The sequence below is a fragment of the Roseococcus suduntuyensis genome, assembly GCF_014196305.1.
Taxonomy (GTDB): Bacteria; Pseudomonadota; Alphaproteobacteria; order Acetobacterales; family Acetobacteraceae; genus Roseococcus; species Roseococcus suduntuyensis.
Genome location: NZ_JACIDJ010000005.1, coordinates 40,175 through 64,934 on the forward strand (window position 1 = coordinate 40,175; position 24,760 = coordinate 64,934).

General features: G+C 72.5%; 28 protein-coding genes. 18 read left to right on the forward strand and 10 right to left on the reverse strand.

Annotated elements, in window-relative coordinates:
• Nucleotide 1 precedes the first annotated feature (1 nt).
• The 9 genes from gvpJ to GGQ83_RS13965 are packed head-to-tail and all read left to right on the forward strand — an operon-like array spanning nucleotide 2 to nucleotide 5,970.
• Nucleotides 2-304, forward strand: a complete 303-nt coding sequence (gvpJ, locus tag GGQ83_RS20445; RefSeq protein WP_207018177.1) for a gas vesicle protein GvpJ — start codon at nucleotides 2-4, stop codon at nucleotides 302-304.
• Nucleotides 301-516, forward strand: coding sequence for a hypothetical protein (locus GGQ83_RS13930; RefSeq protein WP_184385039.1), 216 nt, complete (start codon nucleotides 301-303; stop codon nucleotides 514-516). Before gvpJ ends, GGQ83_RS13930 begins: the two co-directional genes overlap by 4 nt.
• Nucleotides 513-1,268, forward strand: a complete 756-nt coding sequence (locus tag GGQ83_RS13935; RefSeq protein WP_184385041.1) for a GvpL/GvpF family gas vesicle protein — start codon at nucleotides 513-515, stop codon at nucleotides 1,266-1,268. Before GGQ83_RS13930 ends, GGQ83_RS13935 begins: the two co-directional genes overlap by 4 nt.
• Entirely contained in the window at nucleotides 1,265-1,519 is a 255-nt protein-coding gene (locus GGQ83_RS13940; protein ID WP_242535107.1) for a gas vesicle protein GvpG, read from the forward strand. The genes GGQ83_RS13935 and GGQ83_RS13940 overlap by 4 nt, the downstream gene beginning before the upstream one ends.
• Nucleotides 1,516-2,499: a GvpL/GvpF family gas vesicle protein gene (locus tag GGQ83_RS13945; protein ID WP_184385044.1), complete on the forward strand. Its 984-nt coding sequence runs from the start codon at nucleotides 1,516-1,518 to the stop codon at nucleotides 2,497-2,499. The genes GGQ83_RS13940 and GGQ83_RS13945 overlap by 4 nt, the downstream gene beginning before the upstream one ends.
• Entirely contained in the window at nucleotides 2,496-3,251 is a 756-nt protein-coding gene (locus GGQ83_RS13950; RefSeq protein ID WP_184385046.1) for a GvpL/GvpF family gas vesicle protein, read from the forward strand. Before GGQ83_RS13945 ends, GGQ83_RS13950 begins: the two co-directional genes overlap by 4 nt.
• The gene (locus tag GGQ83_RS13955) at nucleotides 3,238-3,486 is read left to right on the forward strand and encodes a gas vesicle protein (protein ID WP_207018179.1); all 249 of its coding nucleotides are present in this window, start codon (nucleotides 3,238-3,240) and stop codon (nucleotides 3,484-3,486) included. Before GGQ83_RS13950 ends, GGQ83_RS13955 begins: the two co-directional genes overlap by 14 nt.
• Entirely contained in the window at nucleotides 3,483-3,803 is a 321-nt protein-coding gene (locus tag GGQ83_RS13960) for a gas vesicle protein K (protein WP_260170882.1), read from the forward strand. The genes GGQ83_RS13955 and GGQ83_RS13960 overlap by 4 nt, the downstream gene beginning before the upstream one ends.
• Nucleotides 3,804-3,831: 28 nt before the next feature.
• The gene (locus tag GGQ83_RS13965) at nucleotides 3,832-5,970 is read left to right on the forward strand and encodes a coiled-coil domain-containing protein (protein ID WP_184385048.1); all 2,139 of its coding nucleotides are present in this window, start codon (nucleotides 3,832-3,834) and stop codon (nucleotides 5,968-5,970) included.
• A gap of 12 nt (nucleotides 5,971-5,982) precedes the next feature.
• Here GGQ83_RS13965 and GGQ83_RS13970 read toward each other — a convergent pair whose 3' ends face one another.
• On the reverse strand, nucleotides 5,983-7,455 hold the full coding sequence (locus tag GGQ83_RS13970; protein ID WP_184385050.1) for a protein adenylyltransferase SelO: 1,473 nt from the start codon (nucleotides 7,453-7,455) through the stop codon (nucleotides 5,983-5,985).
• Between the two features lie 62 nt (nucleotides 7,456-7,517).
• On the opposite strand from GGQ83_RS13970, the gene GGQ83_RS13975 reads away from it, so the two are divergent.
• Nucleotides 7,518-8,471 (forward strand): 1-phosphofructokinase family hexose kinase, encoded by a 954-nt coding sequence (locus GGQ83_RS13975; RefSeq protein ID WP_184385051.1) that lies wholly within the window; start codon nucleotides 7,518-7,520, stop codon nucleotides 8,469-8,471.
• A 36-nt stretch (nucleotides 8,472-8,507) separates the two neighbouring features.
• On the opposite strand, the gene GGQ83_RS13980 is transcribed toward GGQ83_RS13975, so the two are convergent.
• Entirely contained in the window at nucleotides 8,508-8,825 is a 318-nt protein-coding gene (locus GGQ83_RS13980; RefSeq protein WP_184385053.1) for a hypothetical protein, read from the reverse strand.
• Nucleotides 8,812-9,486 carry an AzlC family ABC transporter permease gene (locus tag GGQ83_RS13985; protein ID WP_184385055.1) on the reverse strand — a complete coding sequence of 225 codons (675 nt, stop codon included), beginning with the start codon at nucleotides 9,484-9,486 and terminating at the stop codon, nucleotides 8,812-8,814. Before GGQ83_RS13985 ends, GGQ83_RS13980 begins: the two co-directional genes overlap by 14 nt.
• Before the next feature lie 181 nt (nucleotides 9,487-9,667).
• On the opposite strand from GGQ83_RS13985, the gene GGQ83_RS13990 reads away from it, so the two are divergent.
• The gene (locus tag GGQ83_RS13990; RefSeq protein ID WP_184385057.1) at nucleotides 9,668-10,663 is read left to right on the forward strand and encodes a Bug family tripartite tricarboxylate transporter substrate binding protein; all 996 of its coding nucleotides are present in this window, start codon (nucleotides 9,668-9,670) and stop codon (nucleotides 10,661-10,663) included.
• Nucleotides 10,664-10,731: 68 nt separating this feature from the next.
• On the opposite strand, the gene GGQ83_RS13995 is transcribed toward GGQ83_RS13990, so the two are convergent.
• Together GGQ83_RS13995 and GGQ83_RS14000 are read right to left on the reverse strand one after the other, a co-directional pair.
• Nucleotides 10,732-11,277, reverse strand: a complete 546-nt coding sequence (locus GGQ83_RS13995; RefSeq protein WP_184385059.1) for a helix-turn-helix domain-containing protein — start codon at nucleotides 11,275-11,277, stop codon at nucleotides 10,732-10,734.
• Nucleotides 11,278-11,637: 360 nt separating this feature from the next.
• Nucleotides 11,638-12,750: an NADH:flavin oxidoreductase/NADH oxidase gene (locus tag GGQ83_RS14000; RefSeq protein ID WP_184385061.1), complete on the reverse strand. Its 1,113-nt coding sequence runs from the start codon at nucleotides 12,748-12,750 to the stop codon at nucleotides 11,638-11,640.
• A 301-nt stretch (nucleotides 12,751-13,051) separates the two neighbouring features.
• Here GGQ83_RS14000 and GGQ83_RS14005 point away from each other — a divergent pair, with 301 nt between their 5' ends.
• The 3 genes from GGQ83_RS14005 to GGQ83_RS14015 all read left to right on the forward strand — a co-directional run bounded on the left by GGQ83_RS14005 (nucleotide 13,052) and on the right by GGQ83_RS14015 (nucleotide 16,344).
• Nucleotides 13,052-13,462 carry a tripartite tricarboxylate transporter TctB family protein gene (locus tag GGQ83_RS14005; protein ID WP_311728219.1) on the forward strand — a complete coding sequence of 137 codons (411 nt, stop codon included), beginning with the start codon at nucleotides 13,052-13,054 and terminating at the stop codon, nucleotides 13,460-13,462.
• Nucleotides 13,462-14,970, forward strand: coding sequence for a tripartite tricarboxylate transporter permease (locus GGQ83_RS14010; protein ID WP_184385065.1), 1,509 nt, complete (start codon nucleotides 13,462-13,464; stop codon nucleotides 14,968-14,970). The genes GGQ83_RS14005 and GGQ83_RS14010 overlap by 1 nt, the downstream gene beginning before the upstream one ends.
• Nucleotides 14,971-15,120: 150 nt before the next feature.
• Nucleotides 15,121-16,344, forward strand: a complete 1,224-nt coding sequence (locus GGQ83_RS14015; RefSeq protein WP_184385067.1) for an MFS transporter — start codon at nucleotides 15,121-15,123, stop codon at nucleotides 16,342-16,344.
• Here GGQ83_RS14015 and GGQ83_RS14020 read toward each other — a convergent pair.
• The 5 genes from GGQ83_RS14020 to GGQ83_RS14040 form a co-directional block, all read right to left on the reverse strand.
• Nucleotides 16,331-16,723 carry a RidA family protein gene (locus GGQ83_RS14020; RefSeq protein ID WP_184385069.1) on the reverse strand — a complete coding sequence of 131 codons (393 nt, stop codon included), beginning with the start codon at nucleotides 16,721-16,723 and terminating at the stop codon, nucleotides 16,331-16,333. The two genes, GGQ83_RS14015 and GGQ83_RS14020, sit on opposite strands and share 14 nt — an antisense overlap.
• The gene (locus GGQ83_RS14025; RefSeq protein ID WP_184385071.1) at nucleotides 16,720-17,337 is read right to left on the reverse strand and encodes a hypothetical protein; all 618 of its coding nucleotides are present in this window, start codon (nucleotides 17,335-17,337) and stop codon (nucleotides 16,720-16,722) included. The genes GGQ83_RS14020 and GGQ83_RS14025 overlap by 4 nt, the downstream gene beginning before the upstream one ends.
• A complete protein-coding gene (hslO, locus tag GGQ83_RS14030) occupies nucleotides 17,334-18,281 on the reverse strand; it encodes an Hsp33 family molecular chaperone HslO (RefSeq protein ID WP_184385539.1) in 948 nt (315 codons plus the stop codon). The genes GGQ83_RS14025 and hslO overlap by 4 nt, the downstream gene beginning before the upstream one ends.
• A 133-nt stretch (nucleotides 18,282-18,414) precedes the next feature.
• Nucleotides 18,415-18,879, reverse strand: a complete 465-nt coding sequence (locus tag GGQ83_RS14035) for a MarR family winged helix-turn-helix transcriptional regulator (protein ID WP_184385073.1) — start codon at nucleotides 18,877-18,879, stop codon at nucleotides 18,415-18,417.
• Nucleotides 18,880-18,981: 102 nt separating this feature from the next.
• The gene (locus GGQ83_RS14040; RefSeq protein WP_184385075.1) at nucleotides 18,982-19,914 is read right to left on the reverse strand and encodes a 2-dehydropantoate 2-reductase; all 933 of its coding nucleotides are present in this window, start codon (nucleotides 19,912-19,914) and stop codon (nucleotides 18,982-18,984) included.
• 63 nt (nucleotides 19,915-19,977) lie between these two features.
• Here GGQ83_RS14040 and GGQ83_RS14045 point away from each other — a divergent pair, with 63 nt between their 5' ends.
• From GGQ83_RS14045 to GGQ83_RS14060, 4 genes are all read left to right on the forward strand, one after another.
• A complete protein-coding gene (locus tag GGQ83_RS14045) occupies nucleotides 19,978-21,570 on the forward strand; it encodes an efflux RND transporter periplasmic adaptor subunit (RefSeq protein WP_184385077.1) in 1,593 nt (530 codons plus the stop codon).
• On the forward strand, nucleotides 21,567-22,292 hold the full coding sequence (locus GGQ83_RS14050; protein WP_207018181.1) for an ABC transporter ATP-binding protein: 726 nt from the start codon (nucleotides 21,567-21,569) through the stop codon (nucleotides 22,290-22,292). The genes GGQ83_RS14045 and GGQ83_RS14050 overlap by 4 nt, the downstream gene beginning before the upstream one ends.
• Complete coding sequence (locus GGQ83_RS14055; RefSeq protein ID WP_242535109.1) at nucleotides 22,289-23,599, forward strand: ABC transporter permease; 1,311 nt, start codon at nucleotides 22,289-22,291, stop codon at nucleotides 23,597-23,599. Before GGQ83_RS14050 ends, GGQ83_RS14055 begins: the two co-directional genes overlap by 4 nt.
• Nucleotides 23,600-23,662: 63 nt before the next feature.
• Nucleotides 23,663-24,592 (forward strand): BKACE family enzyme, encoded by a 930-nt coding sequence (locus tag GGQ83_RS14060; protein ID WP_184385080.1) that lies wholly within the window; start codon nucleotides 23,663-23,665, stop codon nucleotides 24,590-24,592.
• The last annotated feature ends 168 nt before the right edge of the window (nucleotides 24,593-24,760 follow it).

Here is a 24,760-nt window from a genome sequence, read left to right on the forward strand (position 1 = left end):
CATGGCCATGCAGCATTCCGTGGCGGGCTCGGGCCTGGCTGACATCCTGGAGCGCATCCTGGACAAGGGCATCGTGGTGGCGGGCGACATCTCCGTCAGCCTGGTGGGCGTGGAGCTGCTGACGGTGCGGCTGCGCCTCGTCATCGCCTCGGTGGACCGCGCGCTGGAAATGGGCATCCGCTGGTGGGAGGCCGATGCGGCCTTGTCGCAGGATGCGGCGAAGCTGCGCGCGGAAAACGCGGCGCTGACCGAGCGGCTGGCGCGCCTCGAAGCGGCACTGCTGCCGGAGGGTGCGCGGCCATGAGGCGGCCCGTCTCGCTCTCGCGCCGGCTTAGCGAACGCGCCCGCGCCGTCGTGCCGCAAGAAGTCGCGCAGGACCTCCCGCGCGTGGATGGCGATGCCCAGGCCAGCCTGATCATCGGCTACTCGGTGCGGGTGGGCCTCGGGGACGGGACGGAGCACCGCCAGGACGCCACGCTGGAAATGCGGCTGCGGCGCGAGGAGGCCGGGGAATGAGCGCGGGCCTCTATATCTACGGCATCGCGCCGGGCGCGCTCTCGGCCGAGGGGCTGGGCCCCGGCCTTGCCGGCGGCCAGGTGACGGCGCTGCACGCCGCGGGCTTCACCGCGCTGCTGGGCGAGGCTCCGCCCGCGCCCATCGAGGCCACGCGCCGCTTCATGCTGGCCCACACCGCCGTGCTGGAACGCGCCATGCGCCTCTCCGACGTGCTGCCCATGCGCTTCGGCACCGTGGCGCCGGACGAGGCCGCGCTGCATCGCTGCCTCGTCGCCCACGCGCCCGCCTTCCGCGAGGCCCTGGAGGGCATCGCGGGCCGCGTCGAACTCGGCGTGAAGGCGCAATGGCATGAGGGGCTGATCTGGCGCGAGATCGTGGAGGGCGATGCCGAACTCCGCGCCCTGCGCGACCGGCTCAAGACCCGCCCCGCGCAGGAGACCTACTACGAGCGCATCGAACTCGGCCGCCGCGTGGAAGCCGCACTCGCCCGCCGGCGCGAGGCCGATGGCGCGGCCATCGCCGCCACCCTCGCCCCTTTGGCGGAGCGCGAGGTGGAACTCCGCAGCGTGGAAGAGGACATGATCCTCAGCCGCGCCTTCCTTGTGCGGCGCGAGGCGGAGTCCCAGTTCGACGCCGGCATGGAGGCGCTGGCCGAGCGCTTCGGCGAGCGTGTCACGTTCAAATATGTCGGCCCCGCTCCCCCGTACAATTTCGTGACGCTGCGCGCCGATTGGCTGCGGGAGGCGGCATGAGCATGCTCGGCACCCTGCTTGGCCTGCCCGTGATGGGCCCGCTGGGCGGCGTCTCCTGGATCGCGGGCAAGCTGCGCGAGGCGGTGATGGCCGAGGCGCTGGACCCCGCGCGCATCGAGGCGGGGCTGCGAAAGCTCGAAAAGCGGCTCGATGCCGGCGAAATCACCGAGGAGGAATATGACGTGGCCGAGGCCGAGCTGCTCGCGGAACTGCGCGCCATCCGCGCCGCCCTGGCGGAGGGCGCGCCATGACCCCGCAACTGACCCTGCTGGGCGTGGCCGAGGCGGCCATGGCCCCCGCGCTGGAAGCCGCCCTGGCCGCCCTGCCTGGCCCGGCCTTGCGGCTGTGCCGGGTGGGTGGGCTGCTGGGCGTGGCGCAGAGCGCGCCGCGCACCGCCTTCCCGGCTGGCCGCAGCGCGATGTTCAAGCGCCTGCACGCCGTGCAACGGCGGCTGGAAATCGCCTGCCAGGTGGGGCCCTTCCTGCCGGCGGATCCCGCTGCCGCCCTGTGTCCCGCCAGCGAGTTCGCGGCCTTGATCGAGGCCGCCGCACCGGCCCTCGGCGCCGCGCTGGCGCGCGAGGGCGGGCGCCACCAGTGGCAGGTCACGCTGCGCTGGGCGCCGGAGGCCATCCTGGCGGCGCGACGGGACGCGGTGCGCCGCCTCGCCGCCAGCGAGCGCCCGAAGGATGTGGCCGATGCCGTGGCCGCCATCCTGGCCGAGGCGCGGGCCGAGCGCGCCATGGCCCTGCGCGCCGCGCTGCTGCCCCTCGTGGTCGCCCTCTCGCCCGAGAATGTCTCGGGGGGCGAGGGCGAGACCTCGCTGACCATCCTCGTGCCCGCGGGGGGCGAGGCCGCCATCGAGGCCGGGCTCGGCGCCATGCCGCCCGCGCTGACCCAGGGCATGTCCTGTGACCTGACGGGCCCGCTGCCGCCGCTTTCCTTCAGCGCCTTCCGCGTGGTGGAGGACGAGGCCGGCCGGCTCAACGGCGCCTGGCGCCTGCTGGGCCTGCCCGCCCGCGCCGATGGCAGGTCGCTCGCGCGGCGCTGGCGGGAGGTGGCGGGCACGCTGCATCCCGACCGTGCCGGCGGCAGCGCCACCGGCTTCGCCGCCGCCAGCGAGGCCCATCGGCTGCTGCGCGGCGCCCTGCCGGCGGATGGGCAGGGCCTTGCGCAACAGGATCTCGCCACCCGCGCCGCACGGCGCATCATCCTGCCGGAGCTCGCCGCATGAGCCTCGCCCTCTACGCCTATGCCGCGCTTCCCGCCGGCGTGCCCGTGCCGGATATGCCGGGGCTGGAGGGGGCGGGGCCGCTTGCCCTGGTCACGGAGGGCGCGGTGGTCGCCCTGGTCAGCCCCGTGCCCGCCGCCTGGTTCGCCGAGGGTGGGCTGGCCAGCGACCCGGAATGGGTCTCCCGCCAGGCGCTGCGGCACCATGCGGTGTGCGGCGTGCTGGCGGGCACGGCCCTGCCGCTCGCCTTCGGCGCGGTGTTTTCCAGCGAGGCGCCGCTGCGGCTCTGGCTGGCCGAGCGCGCGGGCCCGCTCGCCACCGCCCTGACCCACGCCCAGGGCTGCGCGGAATGGACGCTGCTGCTGCGCGAGGATACGCCGCGGCTGGAGGCCTGGCTCGCCGCCCATGACACGGAGCTCGCGCGGCTGAGCGGCGCGGCCGCGGTGGCCGGGCCCGGCACGCGCTTCCTGCTGGAGCGCCGGCTGGAACGCGCGCGGGAGGAGGCGCGGGCCCGCCATCTCGACGCCGCCGCCACCCGTCTCCAGGTCGCGCTGGCCGATCATGCGCGCGCGCTGATCCCCGCCCGCACCCGCGCCGGGATGCTGGGCGTCAATGTGCTGCTGCCCGGCGCCCCGCCCCCGTCGCTGGAGAACATGGCGAGCGAGCTGGACGCGACGGGTGTCTCCCTCACCCTCAGCGGCCCCTGGCCGCCCTATGCCTTCGCGCGGGAGGCGCTGGCCCATGCCCATGGCTGAACCGCGCGGGCTGGCGCCCCAGCCGCAGGCGCCCCAGCCGCAGGCGCTGGTGCCCCAGCCGCAGGCGTTGGTAGACGTGCTGGACCGGCTGCTGGACACCGGCGTGGTGCTGGACGGCCAGCTCGTGATTTCCGTGGCGGGCGTGGACCTGGTCCATGTCGGGCTGCGGGCGCTGCTCGCCTCGGTCGAGACCGCCGCGCGCCTGGCGCAGGTTCGGCCGGAGACCCGGCCATGATCGCCATGGCCGATGACGCCCAGCACGCGCTGGCCGCGGCCGCGGCCCCGGTGGCCATGCGGCTCGCCCTCGCCCCCGAGAACATGGAGCAGGACCTCTCGCGCCTCGTGCTGACGCTGGTGGAATTCCTCCGGCGGCTGCTGGAGGCGCAGGCGGTGCGGCGCATGGAAGGCGGCGGCCTGGACGCCGAGGAAGCCGAGCGCCTGGGCCTCGGCCTGATGCGCGCGCGCGAGGCGGTGGTGAGCCTCTGCGGCAAGCTCGGCATCGCGCCGGAAACCCTCAACCTCGATCTCGGCCCGCTCGGCCGGCTCATGTGATCCGCGCCCGCGCGGAAAGGAGGACATGATGTCCCGGAACCAGTTCACGGCCCTCATGGCCCTGGCCGTCGCGGCGCTGCTGGCGGCGGGTGCCGCGCTCTGGCTCGGCACGCGCCCCGTGATGCCGCTGCCCGCGCCCGCGCCGCTGCAGCCCGAATGGGAGGCCGCGCTGGCGCAGCTCGACCGCGCGCAGTCCGGCGAGGCCGCGGCCTTGCCCGAACTCCGCCGTCGCCTGCTGGCCCTGGCGGAGTTGCAGGACCGCGCGGGCGAACCGCTGCGGGTGGAGGCCATGCTGCAGGGCCTCGCCGGCCGCATCGAGGGCACGCTGGCCACGCTGCCCGCCGGCACGCCAACCGCCCCGCTGGAGGCGGCCCTGCCGCTGGCGGCGCTTGCCATGGGCGCGCTGGGGCTGCTCGGCCTGCTGCTGGCCGCGCGCCGCCGCCCGCCCGCCGAGGCTGGCCCGCCCGCCTGGAGCGAGAGCCTGCGGGAGGAGGTGCAGGCGGCGTTGGGTTCCGCCCGCCAGGCGCAGGAGGAGGTGGCGCGCGCCACGGCCCGCGCCGGCGACCAGCAGGACCGCCTGGCGCATCGCGTGCGCCTTCTCTCCGAACGGCTGGAAACCCTGCCGACTGGCGAGGCCGATCCCCGCCTCGCCTCCCTGCTGGACCGCGTGGAGACGCTGGGCGCCACGCTCGGCCAGCTTGCCGGGCGCGCCGAGGCGACGCTGGAGCGCGAGGCGCGCGGACTGGAGCGGCTGGAGGTGGCGGTGGACAACCTGCATGCGGCGCCCGCTGCGCCGTCCGATCCCGCGCCCTTCGCCGCGCTGCTGCCCGCCTTCGAGAATGCCGCCGCCGAATGCCGCGCCACCGCCCCCCTGCTGGGTGAGCTGGCCTCGCTGGCGCAGCAGGCCATGACCCGCGTGACCGATGAGGCGGTGGTGCGGATCGGTGTGGCGGCGGAACGCGTCTCCACCGCCGGCCAGGAGGCCCTGGCCGAGGCCCAGTCCGCCCTGGCGGCCGCGGCGGAGCGGGTGTCGGCCCTGACCCCCACCGAGCCGCCCGCCCTGCCGCTGGAACGGCTGGAGGCCCTGGCCGCCCGGCTGGAGGAGGGTGCGGCCACCGCGCAGCCCCTCGCCGGCCTGCCGGCCGAGGTGGCGCGTGTCGCGGCCCTGGCGGCCGAGATGGACCGCGTGGCCCAGGGCCTGGGCTCGGTCATCCCGGTGGCCGACCTCGCCGCCCAGGTGGACCGCGTCACCGCCGCCGCGATCCATGTGCAGAGCGCGGCCGAGCGGCTGGAAAGCGGGCTGCCCGTGCTGGAACTGACCACCCAGATCGCGCGCATGGACGCCGCGGCCGGGGCGGTGGAGCAGGCCGCGGGCAAGATCCCCGTGACCGAGATGGCGGGCCAGCTGGACCGGCTGACCACCGTGCTGGCCGCGCAGCTCTCCCAGGTCACGGGCGGGGTGGCGGCGCTGGAGCAGGGGGCGCGGCAGATGGTCCATGCCCTGCCGCTCGCGGCGCTGGACGTCCAGGTGGCGCGGGTGGAGGCCGTCGCCGTCGCGCTGGAGGAGGGCGCCCAGCACCTGGGCGAGGCCCTGCCGCTGGAGAGCCTGGCGAACCACGTCACGCGGCTGGAGGCCCTGGTGGAGGGCGGCGCCAGGCTGGGCGAGACCGCGCAGGAACTGGCGGGTGCCGCGGCCGCGGTGCGCGAGGCCGGGGCGGCGCTGGAGACCTCCGCCCGCGCCATGCCCGATGCGCGCGCCGCGCTGGGCCCGATCATCGCCGAGCTTCAGGCCGCATTGCCGACGCGGGCCGAACCCCTGGCACCCCGTCGCGCCCCCAGCCTGCCCGAGCCGCGCGGTTCTATCGCGGCCTCGCTGGTGGCGGAGCTCACCCCACGGCACGCGCCGCTCTCGGGCGCGCTGCGCCGGGTGGGGCAGGTGGAGGCGGAGGTCGCCGAACTCCTCGGCGAGGCCGAGAGCCTGGCCGAGCAGGCCGTACAGCGCCCGGGCGAGGCCTGGCCCGCCCCCGTGTCGGGCCGGGTGGGCGAGGTGCTGGGGAGCATCCAATCCACCATAGACCGGCTGCAGACGGTGGCGACCGCGCTCGCCCTGGCCGCCGATGCGCCCGGGCAGGAGCCCATGGACGGCGAGGCGCGGGGCGCGGCCTGAGCGCGCCGCGCCTCAGGTGCCGCAGAAGGTCTGGTAGACGCGGTCGCTCGGCTCGGGCGGAAGGGTGTAGCGGGCGGGCGGCGCCTCGAAGGGGCGCAGCAGCACGGCCAGCAGCGCGTCGAAGGGGGCGAGGTCCAGGTCGCGCGTGGCGGCCTCCAGCGCCTCCTCCACCAGATGATTGCGCGGGATCACCTGCGGGTTGGCGGCGGCCAGGCGTTCGGCCACGCCGGGTTCGGTGGCGATGCGCGCGCGCCAATCCTTGGCCCAGGGCAGGATGGCGTCGGTGCCGGTGACTTGCGCGGCGAGCGGGGCATCATCGCCGGCGGCGGCCTCGGTCAGCGCGCGGAAGCTGTTCGTGAAATCGGCGCGGCCCGCCTTCATGGCGTCGAGCAGGCCCATGGCCAGCGCGTCATCGCCCTCGCGCGGCGCGCCGATGCCGAGCTTGGCCAGCAGCCCCGCCCGGTAATGGCCCTCGAAGCGCGGGCCGAAGGTGGCGATGGCGGATTTCGCCCAATCCAGCGCCGCGTCCTCGTTCGTGTCGAAGAGCGGCAGCATCGCCTCCGCCAGCCGCGCCAGGTTCCACTGCATCACGCGCGGCTGGTTGCCATAGGCGTAGCGGCCGCCATGGTCGATGGAGCTGAACACCGTCTCGGGGTCGTAGGCGTCCATGAAGGCGCAGGGGCCGTAGTCGATGGTCTCGCCCGAGATGGTGGTGTTGTCGGTGTTCATCACGCCATGGATGAAGCCCAGCAGCATCCAGCGCGCGACCAGCGCGGCCTGGCGCTCCAGCACGCCTTCATAGAGCGCGCGATAGGGGTGCTCGGCCCGCGCCGCCTCGGGGTCGTGGCGGGCGATGGCGTGGTCGGCCAGCAGGCGCAGCCCCTCCGCGTCGCCCCGCGCGGCGAAGAACTGGAAGCTGCCCACGCGGATATGGCTGGACGCCACGCGCGTCAGCACGGCGCCGGGCAGGGGGCCGGGTTCGCGCAGCACCATCTCGCCGGTCAGCGCGGCGGCGAGCGTCCGGGTGCTGGGCACGCCGAGCGCCGTCATCGCCTCGCTGATGAGGTATTCACGCAGCACCGGCCCCAGCGCCGCGCGCCCATCGGCGCGGCGCGAGAAGGGGGTGGGGCCCGAGCCCTTCAGCTGGATGTCGCGGCGGCGCCCTTCGCGGTCCAGCACCTCGCCCAGCAGGATGGCGCGGCCATCGCCTAGCTGCGGCGTGAAGCCGCCGAACTGGTGGCCGGCATAGGCCATGGCGATGGGCTCGGCATCGGCGGGCAGGGCGCTGCCGGCGAAGATGGCGGCACCGGCGGGCCCGGTCAGCGCCTGAGCGTCCAGCCCCAGCTCGGCCGCCAGCGGGGCGTTCAGCCGCAACAGCCGCGGCCCGGCCACCGGCGTGGGTTCCACGCGCGCGAAAAATCGCTCCGGCAGGCGGGCATAAGAATGGTCGAAGCCGAAGCGGATGTCGCTGAGCGTGTCTGGCATGCGGAAGAGATCGAACCGCGCGGGTTCCGCGACAAGGGGCGGCTGGGGCTAGAATGCCTGCCATGACCCAGGCCGAACGCATCCTCACCCTGACGCTCAACCCCTCGGTGGACTTGTCCGCCGAGGCGGAAACCGTGCGCGCCGTCCGCAAGACCCGCACCTTCCACGAACGCTATGATCCGGGCGGCGGCGGGGTGAATGTCTCGCGCGTGGTGCGGGAATTGGGCGGGGACACGCTGGCGCTGGTCACCTCGGGCGGGGTGGCGGGGCGCTTCCTGGAGGAATTGCTGGCCGAGGGCGAAACGCCCTACCGGGCGCTCCCCATCGCGGGCCGCACGCGCATCGCCCAGGTGATCCATGAGATTTCGAGCGGCCTCGAATATCGCTTCATCCCCGAGGGCCCGCTGCTGGCCGAGGCCGAATGGCAGGCCGCGCTGGACGCCCTGAACCGCGAGGAAGGCGGCTGGGTGGTGCTCAGCGGCAGCCTGGCCCGCGGCGTGCCGGCCGATTTCTTCGCCCGCGCGCTGCGCCAGGCCAAGGCGGCGGGGCGGCGCGTGGTGCTGGACACCTCCGGCGCCGCGCTGAAGGCCGCGCTGGATGTGGGCGGGCTCGCGCTGGTGAAGCCCAGCCTCGGCGAGTTCGAGGCGCTGGTGGGCCGCGAACTTCGCGAGACACCCGCCCTGATCGCGGCCGCGAAGGAGCTGGCGGCCTCGGGCGCGGCGCGGCTGGTGGCGGTGACGCTGGGCAGCCGCGGCGCCCTCCTGGTCAGCGCCGAGGGGCAATGCTGGCGCCTGCCCGCGCCCGATGTGGTGGTGCGCGGCGCCTCCGGCGCGGGGGACAGCTTCGTGGCCGCGATGACCCTGGCGCTGGCGCGGGGCGAGAGCGTGGAGGAGGCCTTCCTCTGGGGCAGCGCGGCCGGCGGCGCCACCGTGGCGGCGGAGGGCACCGCCCATGCGCGCCGCGCCGATGTGGAGGCCATCCATGACGCGCTGCGGCCGATGCTGAAGGGCGCCTGAGTGAGCGGCTGATGAGCAGCCGCCCCGGACCAGGCGCTACACCAGCATCGCCACCAGCAGCGTGGCCGCCAGCCCGGCCATCAGGGGCGCGAAGAGCCCGCCCCGCCAGGCCAGCACGCCCATGGCCGCGCAGAAGCCCGCGACCCGCCCCTGCCAGGGAATGAGGGTGAGCGAGCCGGTGGGCGCCACCACCGCCAGCGTCACGAAGGCCGCCAGCGTGGCCATCGCGACACTGGCGGCCCAGCGCACGAAGGGGTGGTCCGCCCCCAGGCGCCCCGCCACGAAAAGCCCCGCGCCCCGCATGGCGGCGCAGGCCGCCACCAGCAGCGCCAAGGCCAGGTCATCGGCCGACATGGCGGCTCCAGAGGAAGGCCAGCGTGCCGCCCACCAGCCCCGCCCCCAGCAGGGCCCAGGCGGCGGGCAGCACGAAGGCGAGGGGGGCCGCCGCCACACCCAGGATGGCCGCGCGGCGGACGAAGGGCTGGCCGAGGTCACTTGCCAGGATCAGCCCGAAATACAGGGGGTTCACGAAAAGCAAGGCCGCCAGGAACCAGATGTCCAGCAGCGGCGCCACCAGATGCCCCACCAGCGTGGACAGCCCCGCCACCGTCCAGGAGGTGAGGCCGAAGCCCAGGAACCAGGCCAGCCGCCGTTCCACCGGCACGGCGGGCAGCCGGCGCATGGCCATGGCCCAAGGGGTGACGGCGATGAAGGGCAGCGCGAGGAAGCGTCGTGGCCCCCCGCCCAGCCAGGGGGCCAGCGCCACCGCCATGGGCACGAAGCGCGCATTGGCCGCGACGGCGCCGGCCACGGCCGGCAGCGCGCCACCCGGCGTGCCGAGTGCCGCGAGCAGGACGAGCTGCCCCGGCATTCCATAGACGAACAGCGATGCGGCGATGGCCCAGCCCAGCCCGAACCCCGCCGCCTGCACCGCCGCGCCGAAGGCCAGGAAGGTGGCGGCCATGGCCAGGGCGGGCACGCCCAGGGCCTCGCGGCAGGCGGGGCGGAAACTCATGCCGGCATGTTGGCCCCGCCCGGGGGGCGCGTCCATGGCGGGTGCCCCCTCCATGGCGTTTGGCGGCCATGATGAGGCATGATGGGCCCAGCATGGCCCGCAGAGGCCGGCGGGGAGAAACGCAGGGCCCCTTCGGCGCACTCTGTTCCAGGCTTGAAACAGACACGGAGGAGGAGACAGAATGTTACAATTTTCGCGCCGCGATATTCTTCGCGCGCCCGTCCTGGCGGTGCCACTCCTGGCCGCGCCCGGAATTCTTCGCGCGCAGACGGCCGCGCTCAACCGTCCGGCGCGCATCCTGGTGGGCTTCCCCGCCGGTGGCACGGTGGACTTCACCGCGCGCCAGCTGGCCGAGCGGTTGCGGGGCGTCTGGGCGCCGCAGGTGGTCGTCGAGAACCGGGCGGGTGCCACGGGCCGGCTTGCCATCGAGGAGGTCATGCGCGCCGAGCCCGATGGCGCCACCATCCTGCTGACGCCGGCCAGCATGATCTCGATCTACCCGCACCTCTATGGCGAGCGGCTGCGCTACAGCCCCCTGCGGGACCTCAGCCCCATTTCGCCGGTGGTGGTCTATCCCTTCGCCATGGCCGTGGGGCCTGGCGCGCCGGGGGTCACGAACCTCGCGGAATTCCTGGCGCTGGCGCGGCAGCGCGGGGGCCTGGCCTATGCTTCGCCGGCCGCGGGCTCGGTGCCGCATTTCACGGGGGTGATGCTGGCCCGGGCGGCGGGGGTGGAGCTGAACCACGTGCCCTATCGCGGGGCGGCGCCGGCCATCACCGACCTGCTGGGCGGCCAGGTGCCGGCCTCCATCAACGTGATCGGCGACATCGTGCCCCAGATGGAAGGCGGGCGGCTGCGCGTGATCGCGACCACGGCCGCGCAGCGCATCCCGCGCTTCCCGGATTTCCAGACCTTCGCGGAGCAGGGCTTTCCGGCGCTGACCGCCGATGAATGGTTCGGTGTCTTTCTGCCGGCACGCGCCCCGCAGGCGGTGGCGACGGCCCTGAGCGAGGCGCTGCGCACGGCCAACGGCAATGCATCCTTCCGCGCGGCCCTGGAGCAGCGCGAGTTCACGCCGGCCCATGAGGACATCGCGCGCTTCACAGCACGGATCCGCGAGGAGACGGAGAAGTGGGGTCCGGTGGTGGAGGCCTCGGGCTTCAGGCCCGAAGCCTGACCCCAGGCATGGGATCGCGGCGTGATCCGTAGCGGAGGATCACGCCGCGGTTGAAGGCGGCGCCGCGGTCAGCGACGGGGCGTCGAGGCTGGCATGCTGCCGGACTCACCGGCGGGCAGGCGCGCCAGGCGGTCCGCCAGGTTCAGCACCATCTCGCGCAGTTCGCCGTGGTCGATCAGCGCGAAGCTCTGCATGAGGGCGCAGCTCTCGGCATGGCGCTGGGCACGCTCCAGCGCGGGCTCGGCCGTGCCGTCCTGCTCGCCCAGACCGTCGATCAGCACGGGCAGCGGGGTTTCGAGCAGCGCTGCCAGCCGGACCAACCGACCGATGGACAGGCGGTCCTGGCCCAGCTCATATTTCTGGACCTGCTGCGCGGTGACGCCGAGGCGTTCGGCGGCCTCGCGGCGGGTGACGCCGCGGTGCAGCCGGAGCTGCCACAGGCGCTGGCCCAGTTCGATATCGGTCTCATCGGCGCGGCGCGCCCCGCGGGTCGCTTCCGCGGCGGGGCGGCGGGCCCGCTGCACCCGGCCCGGCCCGGCGGCATTCCGCGTGGGGGGCACGGCGTTGCGCGAGCCAACCGCGGACGAAGCGCCAGGTGAGGTGGAATCGGCCATGGTCGTCTCACTCCTGTTCAGGGAACCTGACGGCGCATCCGACGAGATGGTGCGGATGAGGTGGAACACCCTGAACCACCGCCAAGCAACATGAGATCAACCTGCCAGATGCCCAGCGGTTGCACAACTAGAACGTGCATAATGACAAAAGAACGACCGCCATGATTTTGTTTTTAACGAAATTTCAGGTGACGCGGCGTAAAATTTACATGCACCGGTGAATCCTGACCGGGTGTTCCAGAAAGCGGCCACGCGGAAGGGTGGCGGCCGTGCAGAGGCACGGCCGACTTGCGCATGCAAAGACGAATGCCAATCCAGGGTTTTTCCGGCCGGCACAAAGGCCGGCACGGGGCCCTTGTTTCAGAGCGGCGGCATGGGCGCGCCGACCGCACGGTTGATCCGCATCGGGCCCATGCCGCCCCAACCGCGCTCATATTGCGGCGGCACGGACAGGGCCTCGGTGGCGCCCAGCGCCACGGCGGCGTTCAGCACCCAGTAGGGGTCGCGCAGGAAGGCGCGGGCCAGCAGGATCATGTCGGCCTTGCCCTCGGCCAGCACCGCCTCGGCCTGCGCCGCCTCGGTCAGCAGGCCCACCGCCATCACGGGGATGCCCGCGCCGCGCCGCACCGCATCGGCACCCGGCACCTGGTAGCCTGGGCCGAGCGGAATCTGCTGCCCGGCATCGAGCCCGCCGGAGCTGACATCCACCACATCCACGCCCAGCGCCTTGAGGTGGCGGGAGAGTTCCACGCTCTCCTCCGTGCTCCAGCCACCCTCCACCCAGTCGGTGTGGGAGATGCGGACGCCCAGCACCACCTCCTCGGGGATGGCGGCGCGCGTGGCGGCCGCGATGTCGCGCAGCAGCCGGGTGCGGCCCTCGAAATCCCCACCCCAGCCGTCATTGCGCCGGTTCGACAGCGGCGAGAGGAAGTTGTGCAGCAGGTAGCCATGCGCCGCATGGATCTCGATCAGCCGGTAGCCGGCCGACACGGCCCGGCGCGCGGCGGCCACGAAGGCGTCGCGCGTGGCCAGGATGTCCGCCTCGGTCATGGCGCGGGGTGTCGCGTAGTTGCCGAAAGGCACGGCCGAGGGGCCCAGCGCCTCCCAGCCCGGCACGGCCGCACCCGAATCCCAGGCCGGCAGGCGGCTGCCCTTGCGGCCCGAATGCGCCAGCTGGATGGCGGGCACCGAGCCCGCGGCGGCGATGGCGGCCGCGAGCTTCGTATGGCCCTCCAGATGGGCGTCGCTCCAGATGCCCAGGTCGCCGGGGCTGATCCTGCCCTCGGGGGTCACCGCCGCAGCCTCGGTCATCACCATGCCCGGCCCCGCCACGGCGCGCGAGACGAGGTGGGCCAGGTGCCATTGCGTGGGCAGCCCGTCCTCGGCGCAGCAATACTGGCACATGGGCGAGACGCCGATGCGGTTGCGGAAGGTGACGCCGCGAAGCGTCCAGGGGGAGAAGAGATGGGTCATGGACGGGATGATCCATGGAAAGCGCCGGCTTGGCAGCCCCCCGTAGGGGTTTCGCCGCCGTGCCGCCCACAAACCCCTGGTTTCACTCCATTTTGCGAATGTGGCCCTTGCCGGGCCGCCTTACGCGCGCGCAATATTCAGAAAGCTATGCCGCGTTACGCTTATTAAATGAGTCACCTGGGGCGCGCGCCCCTTGCGTCCAGGCTTGGCGCCTTCGTAGTGTCGCGCGCCTTGCGATAATGATGGGGAGTGCTTCCGGGTGAAAACCAAGAGGGATTATGTGGACATCATAGGAGGGGCCGTGATGATCGCGGTCGGCCTATGGTTCATGAATCATGCAATGGAATCGTATTCGATCGGCACGCTGCGCCGCATGGGCCCGGGTTTCTTCCCGGCGGTGCTGGGCGGGCTGATCGCGGTGTTCGGTGTGCTGATCGCGCTGCCGGCCTTTTTCCGCGAAGGTGACCCGCTGGGCTTCGAGGGACGGCCGTTCCTCATGGTCTGCCTCTCGATCGGCGTCTTCGCCTTCGTGCTTGAGCGGCTGGGCATGGTGCCCGCCATCTTCGCCCTGGTGTTCTGCGCGGCCTTCGCCAAGCCTGGCGCCAACCTGATCGAGAACCTCGCCCTCAGCGTGTTCCTCGCCATCTCGGCGGTCGCGGTGTTCATCTGGGGCCTTGGCATCCCCATCCAAGCCTTCCGGTGGAACATCTGATGGAAGTTTTCGGCGATCTCCTCTTCGGGTTCCAGACGGCGTTTTCGCTGCAGAACCTGATGTACTGCTTCATCGGCGTGTTCCTGGGCACCTTCGTGGGCGTGCTGCCGGGCATCGGCGCGCTGGCCACGATCTCGATGCTGCTGCCGTTGACCTTCTACGTGCCGCCGACCACCGCGCTCATCATGCTGGCCGGCATCTACTACGGCACGCAGTATGGCGGCTCGACGGCCTCGATCCTGATGAACCTGCCGGGCACCCCCTCCTCGGCGGTCACCTGCCTCGACGGCTACCCGATGTCGAACAACGGGCGCGCGGGTGTGGCACTCTTCGTCACCACGCTCGCCTCCTTCATCGGCGGCAGCATCGGCATCATCATCCTGACGCTGTTCTCGCCCGCGCTGGCCGAGGTGGCGCTGGCCTTCGGGCCGGCGGAATACTTCGCCATGATGCTGCTGGGCCTGGTCGCGGCCTCCACCCTCTCCCAGGGCTCGCCCGTGAAGGGCATCGCCATGGTGCTGGTGGGTCTGTGCCTGGGCATGGTCGGCACCGACGTGCAGACGGGCCAGCAGCGCTACACCTTCGGCATCCCGGAACTGTCGGACGGCTTCAACCTGGTCGCCATCGCGATGGGTCTGTTCGGCGTGGGCGAGGTGATCGCCAGCGTGAACAAGATCCGCGACCAGAAGGCCGACCAGCGCCAGAAGATCACCTTCCGCTCCATGGTCCCCACCAAGGATGACTGGAGCCGCTTCTGGTGGCCCATGCTCCGCGGCACGGGCGTCGGCTCCTTCTTCGGCGCGCTGCCGGGCACGGGCACGACCATCTCGGCCTTCATGGCCTATGCGGTCGAGAAGAAGATCTCCAAGACGCCCGAGCGCTTCGGCAAGGGCGCGGTGGAGGGCGTGGTCTCGCCCGAGGCCGCGAACAACGCCGCCTCGCAGACGGCCTTCATCCCCACGCTCACCCTGGGCATCCCGGGTGACGCGGTGATGGCGCTGATGCTGGGTGCCATGATCATCGCGGGCGTCCAGCCTGGGCCCCGCCTGATCACGGAGCATCCGGAAATCTTCTGGGGCCTCGTTGCCAGCTTCTGGATCGGCAACGTGCTGCTGGTCATCCTCAACCTGCCGCTCATCGGCATGTGGGTGAAGCTGCTGCAGATCCCCTACCGCTTCCTGTTCCCCTCGATCCTGATGTTCATCGCGATCGGCGTGTTCAGCGTGAACAACAACACCTTCGACATCTTCATGGTGCTGATCTTCGGGGTGTTCGGCTACTTCCTGATGCTGCTGCGCTTCGAACCCGCGCCGCTGCTGCTGGGCTACATCCTGGGCCCACTGATGGAGGAGCACCTGCGCCGGGCCATGCTGCTCTCGCGCGGGGACGCCACGGTGTTCGTGACGCGCCCGATCAGCGCGGCCTTCATCTTCGTGACGACGGCCCTGCTGCTCTGGGCGATCTATGCGGCGATCAAGGGCAAGATCAACCCGAAGATCGACGACTGACCCACCCCCCTTCGCGGGGAAGACCAGGCCGGCCACCCTCGGGTGGCCGGCTTTTTTCATGCCCGCCCGGTTGCCGGCCCACCGCCGCGCTGTAGCCTCGACCACCGGGAGGGACATGATGGCCAGCGCTGCCAGCGGACGACGAGACGCATGAGCGCGGCCGATACCCAAGGTCGCGGCGCCATCCGGCGCCTCTTCGCCACGCCGGATTTCCGGCGCATCTGGCTGCTGGGCGGCATCGCCAACACCATGCGCTGGCTGGAGCTGCTGGCCGCCACGCTCTGGACCTACGAGGCCACGGGCTCCGCCTTCATGGTGGCCGCCGTCGCCATGATGCGCGCTTTGCCCATGCTGCTGCTGGGCGCCGTGGCCGGCGCGCTGGCCGAGCGGTTGGACCGGCGGCGGCTGCTGATCGCGCTGCAGGCCAGTTCGGCCGTGGGCGCGGGGCTGGTGGCGCTGCTGGCGGCGCTGGGCTGGATCGCGCCCTGGCACCTGATGGCGCAGGGGTTGCTGGCCGGCCTCGCATGGGCGGGTGAGATGGCCACGCGCCGCCGCATGGCCGCCGATGCCGCCCCGCCCGAGGACCTGGTGCAGGCCGTGGCGCTGGACACCATGACGGGCAGCACCACGCGTGCCATCGGCCCGCTGCTGGGGGGCGCGTTGTTCCAGCTGACCGGCCTTGCCCCTGCCGCCGCCATCGCCTGCGGCTTCCACCTGCTGGCGTTGTTCCTCGCCTGGCGCGTGACGCCGCCGCGCATGGTGGTCCGCGCGCCGCAATCGGCGCTGTCGGGCATCGTGGAGGCGGCCCGATTCGCTCTGGCGGAACCCCGGCTTCGCATGGTGCTGGGGGTGACGCTCATCATGAACGTCTTCGCCTTCTGCTATGCGGGCATCCTGCCGGCCTTCGGGGCGGCGGCCTTCGGCGCGTCAGGCGCGGCCATCGGGTTGCTGGCCGCGGCCGAGCCCTTCGGCGCGCTGCTGGGCGGGCTCTGGATGGCGCTGCGCCGGCGCGCGCCGCCGGGGCTGTTTCCCTTCGTGGCGGGCAGCCTGCTCTTCTTCGCCTGCCTGTTGCTGGTGGTGTCCAGCCCCTACTACATCCTGGCCTGGGCGCTGCTGGTGCTGGGCGGGCTGGGCACGGCGCGTTTCGCGGCCATGCAGACCTCGCTGGTCATGACCCATGCGCCGCCCGAAATCCGCTCGCGCGTGCTGGGGCTGGTCACGACCTGCATCGGCGCGGGCCCCGCGGGCGTGCTGCTGGTGGGCGCGCTGGCGGAACGGCTGGGCCCCCACGCCGCGCTCTACAGCATGGCCACGCTGGGTCTCGTGCTGTTGCTGGCGCTGCTGCTTCGCGAATGGTGGGTCAGCCGGGGGTGAAGGCCTCGGCTTCCACTTCCACCAGGAAGCGCGGGTCGGCGAGGCCGGCCACGATCAGCAGGGTGGAGGTGGGCGCATGGCCTTCCAGCGCGGCGTCGCGCAGTTCGCGCCAGGGCTGGATCAGCGCGGGGTCGGTCAGGAACACCGTCACCTTCACGATGTCGCGCGGCCCCATGCCATGCGCGGCCAGGATGGTGGTGAGGTTGGCGAGGCTCTGCCGGATTTGCGCGGGGCCATCGGCCGGCACGCTGCCGTCCGGCGCCACGCCCACCTGGCCCGAGATGACGAGGCGCTGTCCCGGCCCCTGCACCAGGCAGGCCAGGGAATAGCGCGAGGCCGGGGCGCGCACGCCGTCGGAGTTGGAGAAGGTCAGGCTCATGTCCGGGGAAGCTCCTCGCGTGCGACGGGCGGCGGCGGGGCGGCGCGCTCGCCCTCCACCAGATAGGCGCGCAGGGCGCGGCGCAGCTGGAACTCGAACTCGGTGTTCAGGTCGAACATGGCCTGGCGGAGCATGGTCTCCGCCACGGCCATGCGGCCCATGGGGTCGCTGTCAAGCGTCTGCATGCGGGTGGCGCTGGCCTCCGCGAAGCCCAGGCGCAGCCCCGTGGGGTTGCGGATTTCCAGGCGGCAGGTGAGGCGCAGGTCCAGCCGGTCCTGCGGCTGGGCGAAGAGGCCCTGCCCGGGCGGACCCGGCTCGCGCAGGATCTGCGCGCGGGTCACGACGAAGCGCGCGCTGTTCTGGGTGCCGAAGGCGAAGAGGCGGTCCTGGCCCATGGTCCGCACCGCTTCGGCCGCGCTGGGGCGCAGTTCGCGGCCCAGGTCGTTGGGGCCGGCGAAGGCCAGTTCCTCCTCGATGGCGATGGTGGCGACATCCAGGCGCAGCGGCGTCAGGTGCCGGTAGCCGATGGGCGGGCCTTCCACCCGCGGGATGGCGGGGGCCGCGCAGGCGGCAAGGCCCGCGGGCAGGGCGAGCAGGGCGCGGCGGGCGATCATGCCTGCGCCCCCCGCAGGCTTTCCCGCGCGAAGCGGAAATCCACGTTGCAGAATTCGCAGGTCATGGTGATGGTCCCGTCCTCCGCCATGTGGTCGAGGTCCTCGACCGGAAAGCCCTCCAGCACGCCCGCGAGGCGCGAGCGCGAGCACCGGCAGCCATAGGCCAGCGCCCGGGGCTGGTCGAGCATCAGCCCCTCCTGGTGGAACAGCCGGTGCAGCAGGCGGTCGGCCGGCAGGGCGTCGTCCAGCATCTCGGCCTCGGTGAGGGTGTGGGCCAGGGCCAGCGCCGTGTCCCAGGCATCGTCATCGCCCGCGCTGTCGGCGATGCCGCCCTCCACCGCCACGCGCTCCATGATGAAGGCGGCCGCGCGCCACCCCTCCTCGGTGCGGGCGCAGGCGAGGCGCACGAAGCTGCGCAGCTGTTCGGAGGTGGCGAAGTAGTTGGCCGTCATCTCCGACAGGGTGGCGCCCTCGATGGCGACGATGCCCTGGTAGCGCTCCATGTCCGGACCCTGGTCGCAGGTGAAGGCCAGGTAGCCCTTGCCCAGCAGCGCGCGGGCCGAGGGGTTGCGGCCATAGCGGGCCAGCTTCTCCGCGTCCACGCGGGCATAGCCGCGCAAGCCGCCCATGTCGGTGCAGTCGGTCACGAGCATGGGGATGGGGCCGTCGCCCTTCGCCTGGATCGAGAAGGAGCCCTTGTATTTCAGCGCGGAAGCCAGGCCCGCGGTCAGCGCCATGGCCTCGCCCATCAGCCGTGCCACGGCCTCCGGGTGGTCGTGGCGGGAGAGCAGCGCCTCGGCGAGCGGGCCCAGGCGCAGCAGGCGGCCGCGCACGGGCTTCTGCGCCAGGTGGAAGGGCACGACGCCGCGCGGCACCACGAGGTCGGGCACGGGGGGGCGGTCATGGTCGAGGAAGTTGGGCTTGGGCTGGGTCACGCCCTTCAGATAGCGTGCCCGGCCGCCCAGCGCACCCTACCCGACCACCAGGAGCATGATCTGCACCACCGCGGCCAGGACCATCGCCGCGATGACATAGGGGGCGAGCTGGTGCGGATCGGGGATCTTCACCGGCGCCGCGTCACGCCGCGACGGCGCGGCGCCCCCGCCCGGGGCGCGTCATCATGGCGCGCAGCAGCTGCTTGAAGGCGGCCGGGTCCATGTCGGGGAAGCGGGCCAGCACCTGTGCCTCGTGCTGGCGGGCGGCCACCAGAAGGTCCTGCACCAGGGCCTGGCCGCGTTCCGTGGCCTCGATGCGGACCACGCGGCGGTCCCGCGCATCGGGCAGGCGCTGGACGAGGCCATCGCGCACCATCCGGTCGAGCAGCTTGGTCATGGTGGGCTGTTGCAGCAGGCAGGCCTCGGCCAGGCCCGTCACCGTCTCGGGGGTGCTGCCCGAGAGGGTGGCCAGCACCCGCCACACCGGCACCGAGACGCCGGCGCGGCGCAGCGTGGCATGGAACTCTGCCGAAAGAGTGTGCGAGGCACGGGCCAGCAGGTACAGCAGGTAGTCGTCAACGAATCGCGAGTTGGTGCGCCCGTCCATGGAGTGGTCCTGATTCCGTAAAATGTTCATGCCGCACACTGACAAGTATATTCACGGGCACGCAATTAGGGAGAACTACGCATACCTTGTGGGAAGGTTCGTTCAGGGCAGACGTTGGGCCGCCCGCCGCTGCTCATAGGCGCGGGCATGCAGCGCCGCCGCGGCGTGCCAATGGGCCTCGACCCCGGCGCGGTGCGCGGCCTCCAGCAGGAAGCCCAGGATGTGTTCGCCCTCGCTGCGGTGGCCCGCCTCGATGTCGCGCAGCAGGGAGGTGGCGTAGGCGCTGGCGGGGTCCGCGAAGAGCTGGCCGTATTCGGCCATGAAGCTCTCCGGCATGGGGTGGCCGTGATGCGCGGCGATGGCGGCGTTGCGCGCCAGCACTTCGGCCAGGAAGGGCGCGCCGCCCGCGCGCACCACCTCGCCCACATTGGCGCGCATCAGCACGGTGCCGATGGCGGCACTGCCCAGGTGCACCAGCTTCTCCCACATGCGCTGGCCGATATCGGGCACGGCCTGGGCCACCATGCCGCGGGCAGGGGCGAAGGCGGCGGCGATGGCCTCCACGCGCGGCGACATCGTGCCGTCCTGCTCGCCAAAGGTCAGCCAGCGCCAGTCGTTCAGGTGCCGCACCACCCCCTCGGGCGAGAGCGTCGCCTGGATCTTGCACAGGCCGCCCAGCACCCGCTCCGCGCCGAAGGCGTGACCAAGTGTCTCCACATGCGACAAACCATTGAGCACGGGCAGGATGGCGGTGCGCCCATCCACCGCCGGGCGGATGGCGGCCATGGCCTCGTCCAGGTCATAGGCCTTGCAGGCCAGCAGGATCACGTCCCAGCCCGGCCCCAGCGCCTCGGCCGTCACGGTCTTCACCTGTAGCCGGGCCTCGCCGAAGGGGCTTTCGATCCGCAGCCCGTCTTCGGCCAGTTGCGCCGCGCGGCGCGGGCGCACCAGGAAGGTGGCGTCGCCGCCGGCCTCGGCCAGCCGGCCCCCGAAGTAACCCCCCAGCGCGCCGGCCCCGAGCACGAGCAACCGCATGGTCTTTTCCCCCTGATCCGTCGCAACATCGGCGTTACACCCGCATGCCATGTTACAGGAGCCATGCGCAAAGCCCTCCCCCTGCTGATCCTTGCCGCTGCCCTCATCGGGGGTGGCTATCTCTATGGAGGCCAGGCGCTGGCCACCCTCGGCTGGGGCACGGGCGAATCCGCCGGGCCACGCGTGCGCGCCGCCCCGGTGGACCGCGGGCCCATCACCGCCATCGTCTCGGCCACCGGCACGGTGAACCCCGTGGTCTCGGTCATCGTGGGCAGCCAGCTCTCGGGCCAGGTCCGCCAGGTGGAGGGCGACTTCAACCAGCGCGTGACGGCGGGGCAGCTTCTCGCGCGGCTCGACACGCAGCAGCTGGAGGCCACGCGCGCGGCGGCGGCGGCGGAACTCAGCTCCGCCCAGGCGGCGGTGGCCGTCGCGGAAACCTCCGCCCAACGCGCCGATGCCGAGGCATTGCGCGCCGCCGCGCAGCTCGCCTCCGCCCGCGCCAACATCACCCGCGTGGCGGCCCAGGCGCAGGATGCCGAGTTCGAGGCCCAGCGCACCGAGCAACTGCGCCGCAGCGGCGTGGGCGCGGTGCGTGACGCCACGCGCGCGGGTTTCACCGTGGACGGCGCGCGCGCCCAGGTGGCCGCCGCCGAGGCCGACGCCGCCCAGGCCGAGGCGCAGCTCGCCGCCGCCGCGGCCGCGGCCCGCACCGCGCATGCCCAGATCACCGCCGCGCAGGCCACGCTGGCGCAGCGCACCGCGCAACTGCGGCAGGTGGATGTGAGCCTCTCCTTCGCCGTGATCCGCAGCCCCATTGACGGCATCATCGTCTCGCGCAGCGTGGATCTGGGGCAGACGGTGGCGGCCTCGCTGCAGGCGCCCACGCTCTTCACCATCGCGGCCAACCTCGATGAGATGGAGGTCTGGGCGACGGTGGACGAGGCCGATATCGGCCGCATCCAGCCCGGCCAGAACGTGACCTTCACCGTCGCCGCGCACCCGCAGGTGAATCTGCGCGGCCGGGTGAAGGACATCCGCCTCAGCCCCACCACGGTGAACAACGTGGTCACCTACACGGTGGTGGTGACGGCGGGGAACCCCGAGGGCCGCATGCTGCCCGGCATGACCGCCACGCTGCGCATCGTGACCGACGCAAGGCCCGAGGCGCTGCGCGTGCCCAATGCCGCCCTGCGCTGGCGCCCGCCGGGTGCCGCCGGCGCCACCGCCGCGCCCGCCAACCCCATGGAGGCCGCGCTGCGCGAGATGGAGGACCTGACGCCCGCCCAGCGCCAGGCCATCGAGGCCGCGCAGTCCGAGTTCCGCGCCGCCATGGACGCGCTGCCCGCCGATGCCGAGGCGCGGCGCCGCGGCGCCCAGGCGGCCCGCCAGCGCCTGCAGGCGGCCATGACGGCCAGCCTCACGCCCGACCAGCGCGCGCGCCTCGCTTCCGCGCGCGGCCAGCGCGGCGGCGCCGCCGGCACCGTGCATGTGCTGGAGGCGAACGGGACCACGCGCACCATCTCCCTCCGCACCGGCCTGACCGACGGCCAGATGACGGAGGTGGTGGGCGGCGCGCTGGAGGAAGGCATGCAGGTGGTGGTCGGCACCGAGCGCGCCGGCGCTGTGCGCGCGCCAACCGGGAGGGGGCTGTTTTGAACGCGCCCCTGATCGAGACGCATGACCTTACGCGCCACTACCCTTCGGGCGAGGGCGTGGTGGCGGCGCTGGACGGCGTGGACGTCACCATCCAGCCCGGCGAGTTCGTGGCGGCGATGGGCCCCTCGGGCTCGGGCAAGTCCACCTTCCTGAACCTGATCGGCTGCCTGGACACGCCCACGCGCGGAACCTATCGCCTGGCGGGCGAGGATGTGGCGCATCTCTCCACCGAGGCGTTGGCCGCCCTGCGCGGCGAGCGCATCGGCTTCGTGTTCCAGTCCTTCCATCTGCTGCCGCGCCTCGATGCCCTGGCGAACGTGGCGATGCCCATGCTGTATCGCGGTGTGTCGCGCGCGGTGCGCGAGGCGCGCGCGGCCGAGGCGCTGGCGCGGGTCGGCCTCGCGGGGCGGATGCGGCACCGGCCCAACCAGCTCTCGGGCGGGCAGCAACAGCGCGTGGCCATCGCGCGCGCCCTGGTGAACGGCCCGGAATTGCTGCTGGCGGACGAGCCCACGGGCGCGCTGGACAGCCGCACGGGCATCGAGATCATGGCGCTGTTCCAGGCGCTGAACGCGGCGGGGGTGGCGGTGCTCTGCGTCACGCATGATGCGAGCGTGGCGGCCTATGCGGCGCGCACCCTGCGCTTCAAGGATGGCAAGATGGTCGAGGACAGGCGCCACACGCCGGTGGATGCGGCCGCGCTGCTGAGGGAATTGGCATGAACGCGCCGCATCTGGCCCCCGTGGCGCCGCCCGCGGTCAGCGCGCTGGCACCCCTGCCGCGCGGGCGGGGCGGGCTGTCCTTCACCGAGGCGCTGTCGGCCGCGCTGGGCGCGCTGAACGCGAACAAGCTGCGCGCGGCGCTGACGGCACTCGGCATCTTCATCGGCGTGGCCGCCGTGATGGTGACGGTGGCCGTGGGGGCGGGCGCGCGCCAGCAGGTGCTGTCGCAGATCCAGTCGTTGGGTGCGAACCTGCTGCTGGTCTGGGGCGGCAATGTGCGGATGGGCGGCGTCTCGCTCGGCGCCGGGCAGCGGGCGAACATGAGCTGGGACGACGCCCAGGCCATTCCGCGCGAAATCTATGCCGTGCAGGTGGCCGCCGGCGCCATTCGCCAGCAGCAGCAGGTGGTGGCGGGCAACCAGAACTGGGCCACGACGGTCACGGCCACGGACCCGGACTGGTTCGTGGCGCATGACTGGACCCTGGCGGAAGGCCGCTTCTTCACGGTCGAGGAGAACATGGCCGGCCGCAAGGTCGTGCTGTTGGGCGCCACCGTGGCCGAGGCGCTGTTCGGCGAGGAAAATCCCGTGGGCCGCGAGGTCCGCATCGGCGCGACACCCTTCGAGGTGATCGGCGTGCTGGGCCGCAAGGGCCAGAACCCCATGGGCCAGGACCAGGACGACGCGGTGGTCATGCCCTACTGGACCGCGCGGCGCAGCGTGATGGGGTCCTCGCGTGCCTTCGCCCGCGCCGTCAGCACCATCAGCGTGAAGGTGCATGAGGGCGAGGACATGGCCCTGGTCGAGGATGAGCTTCGCGCCCTGTTCCGCCAGCGCCACCGCGTGGCGGCGAACGAGCCCGACACGGTGCAGATCAGGAACCTCAGCGAGATCGCGGCGACGCGCGACGCCTCGGCGCGCACGCTGTCCATGCTGCTGGCCTCGGTGGCGGCGGTGTCGCTGCTGGTGGGCGGTATCGGGGTGATGAACATCATGCTGGTGAGTGTCACCGAACGCACGAAGGAGATCGGGCTGCGCCTGGCCGTGGGCGCCCGCCCCGCCGACATCCTGAAGCAGTTCCTGCTGGAGGCGGTGCTGCTGGCACTCATCGGCGGCGCGGCGGGCGTGGCCGCGGGCTTCGCGCTGGCGCATCTGCTGGGCGGGCTCGCGGGGTGGCCCGTGCTGGTGCAATGGGATGCGGTGGCGCTGGCCGTGGCCGTCTCGGGGCTGACGGGGCTGTTCTTCGGCTATTGGCCGGCACGGCGGGCGGCGCGGCTCGACCCCATCGCGGCGCTGCGTTCCGAGTAGCGGGCTCGGAGTGACAGGCGGCCTCCGGCGCGGCACCATGCGTGCCACCTCGGAGGAACCGCCATGGCCAAGAAAGTCATCATCACCTGCGCCGTCACGGGGGCCATCCACACCCCCTCCATGTCGCCGCACCTGCCCATCACGCCCGCCGAGATCGCGGAGCAATCCATCGCGGCGGCGGAGGCCGGCGCCTCCATCATCCATCTGCACGCGCGCGACCCGAATGACGGCCGGCCCTCGCCCGATCCCAAGCTGTTCATGCAGTTCCTGCCGGTGATCAAGCAGTCCAGCGATGCCGTGATCAACATCACGACCGGTGGCGGTCTCGGCATGACCATTGACGAGCGTCTGGCGGCACCGCTGATCGCGAGCCCCGAGATGTGCAGCCTCAACATGGGCTCGATGAACTTCAACATCGCGCCCAGCGCCGCCCGGGTGAAGTCCTTCAAGCATGAGTGGGAGAAGCCCTATCTGGAGGGCACCACCAACTACATCTTCCGCAACACCTTCCAGGACATCGAGCAGATCGTGGAACGCCTGGGCAAGGGCCACGGCACGCGCTTCGAGTTCGAGTGCTACGATGTGGGCCACCTCTACAACCTGGCGCACATGCTGGACCGCGGCGTGGTGGAGGGGCCGCTCTTCGTGCAGACCATCTTCGGTATTCTGGGCGGCATCGGCGCCGAGCACCGGAACCTGATGTTCATGCGCGAGACGGCCGACCGCCTCTTCGGCGACCAGTATGTGTGGTCCGTGCTGGCGGCGGGGCGGCACCAGATGGGCTTCACCACCATGGCCGGGATTCTCGGCGGCAATGTGCGCGTGGGGCTGGAAGACAGCCTCTGGATCGGCCCCGGCAAGCAGGCCACCTCCAACGCGGAGCAGGTGGCGAAGATCCGCCGCATCCTGGAGGATGTGGGCATGGAGATCGCCTCGCCCAAGGAAGCGCGGGAGATGCTGAAGCTGAAGGGCGGCGACCGCGTCGCCTTCTGAAGCGGAAACCACCGCCCCCTTGCATCTGATCCGCGACGGCAGACCCGTCGGCGCGGCCAATCAGCCGCTCGGCAGCGCGGGGTGCGGTGGCGCTTTCCCCCGCACCGCCCGCCCCAGGGAGGCGGAGTGGACGAGCGGCGCAGGGGCGCGCTTGGGGGCCGGGGGCAT

Coding starts and splice junctions, on each gene's coding strand:
- GGQ83_RS14045 (WP_184385077.1), top strand. CDS start 19,978: ATGCGCAAAGCCCTCCCCCTGCTGATCCTTGCCGCTGCCCTCATCGGG.
- GGQ83_RS13980 (WP_184385053.1), bottom strand. CDS start 8,825: ATGTCGGCCGATGACCTGGCCTTGGCGCTGCTGGTGGCGGCCTGCGCC.
- GGQ83_RS13985 (WP_184385055.1), bottom strand. CDS start 9,486: ATGAGTTTCCGCCCCGCCTGCCGCGAGGCCCTGGGCGTGCCCGCCCTG.
- GGQ83_RS14035 (WP_184385073.1), bottom strand. CDS start 18,879: ATGGACGGGCGCACCAACTCGCGATTCGTTGACGACTACCTGCTGTAC.
- GGQ83_RS13965 (WP_184385048.1), top strand. CDS start 3,832: ATGTCCCGGAACCAGTTCACGGCCCTCATGGCCCTGGCCGTCGCGGCG.
- GGQ83_RS14060 (WP_184385080.1), top strand. CDS start 23,663: ATGGCCAAGAAAGTCATCATCACCTGCGCCGTCACGGGGGCCATCCAC.
- GGQ83_RS14000 (WP_184385061.1), bottom strand. CDS start 12,750: ATGACCCATCTCTTCTCCCCCTGGACGCTTCGCGGCGTCACCTTCCGC.
- GGQ83_RS13945 (WP_184385044.1), top strand. CDS start 1,516: ATGACCCCGCAACTGACCCTGCTGGGCGTGGCCGAGGCGGCCATGGCC.
- GGQ83_RS13990 (WP_184385057.1), top strand. CDS start 9,668: ATGTTACAATTTTCGCGCCGCGATATTCTTCGCGCGCCCGTCCTGGCG.
- GGQ83_RS13960 (WP_260170882.1), top strand. CDS start 3,483: ATGATCGCCATGGCCGATGACGCCCAGCACGCGCTGGCCGCGGCCGCG.
- GGQ83_RS13975 (WP_184385051.1), top strand. CDS start 7,518: ATGACCCAGGCCGAACGCATCCTCACCCTGACGCTCAACCCCTCGGTG.
- GGQ83_RS13950 (WP_184385046.1), top strand. CDS start 2,496: ATGAGCCTCGCCCTCTACGCCTATGCCGCGCTTCCCGCCGGCGTGCCC.
- GGQ83_RS13935 (WP_184385041.1), top strand. CDS start 513: ATGAGCGCGGGCCTCTATATCTACGGCATCGCGCCGGGCGCGCTCTCG.
- gvpJ (WP_207018177.1), top strand. CDS start 2: ATGGCCATGCAGCATTCCGTGGCGGGCTCGGGCCTGGCTGACATCCTG.
- GGQ83_RS14020 (WP_184385069.1), bottom strand. CDS start 16,723: ATGAGCCTGACCTTCTCCAACTCCGACGGCGTGCGCGCCCCGGCCTCG.
- GGQ83_RS14055 (WP_242535109.1), top strand. CDS start 22,289: ATGAACGCGCCGCATCTGGCCCCCGTGGCGCCGCCCGCGGTCAGCGCG.
- GGQ83_RS14015 (WP_184385067.1), top strand. CDS start 15,121: ATGAGCGCGGCCGATACCCAAGGTCGCGGCGCCATCCGGCGCCTCTTC.
- GGQ83_RS14025 (WP_184385071.1), bottom strand. CDS start 17,337: ATGATCGCCCGCCGCGCCCTGCTCGCCCTGCCCGCGGGCCTTGCCGCC.
- GGQ83_RS14010 (WP_184385065.1), top strand. CDS start 13,462: ATGGAAGTTTTCGGCGATCTCCTCTTCGGGTTCCAGACGGCGTTTTCG.
- GGQ83_RS13940 (WP_242535107.1), top strand. CDS start 1,265: ATGAGCATGCTCGGCACCCTGCTTGGCCTGCCCGTGATGGGCCCGCTG.
- GGQ83_RS13995 (WP_184385059.1), bottom strand. CDS start 11,277: ATGGCCGATTCCACCTCACCTGGCGCTTCGTCCGCGGTTGGCTCGCGC.
- GGQ83_RS14040 (WP_184385075.1), bottom strand. CDS start 19,914: ATGCGGTTGCTCGTGCTCGGGGCCGGCGCGCTGGGGGGTTACTTCGGG.
- GGQ83_RS13970 (WP_184385050.1), bottom strand. CDS start 7,455: ATGCCAGACACGCTCAGCGACATCCGCTTCGGCTTCGACCATTCTTAT.
- GGQ83_RS13955 (WP_207018179.1), top strand. CDS start 3,238: ATGCCCATGGCTGAACCGCGCGGGCTGGCGCCCCAGCCGCAGGCGCCC.
- GGQ83_RS13930 (WP_184385039.1), top strand. CDS start 301: ATGAGGCGGCCCGTCTCGCTCTCGCGCCGGCTTAGCGAACGCGCCCGC.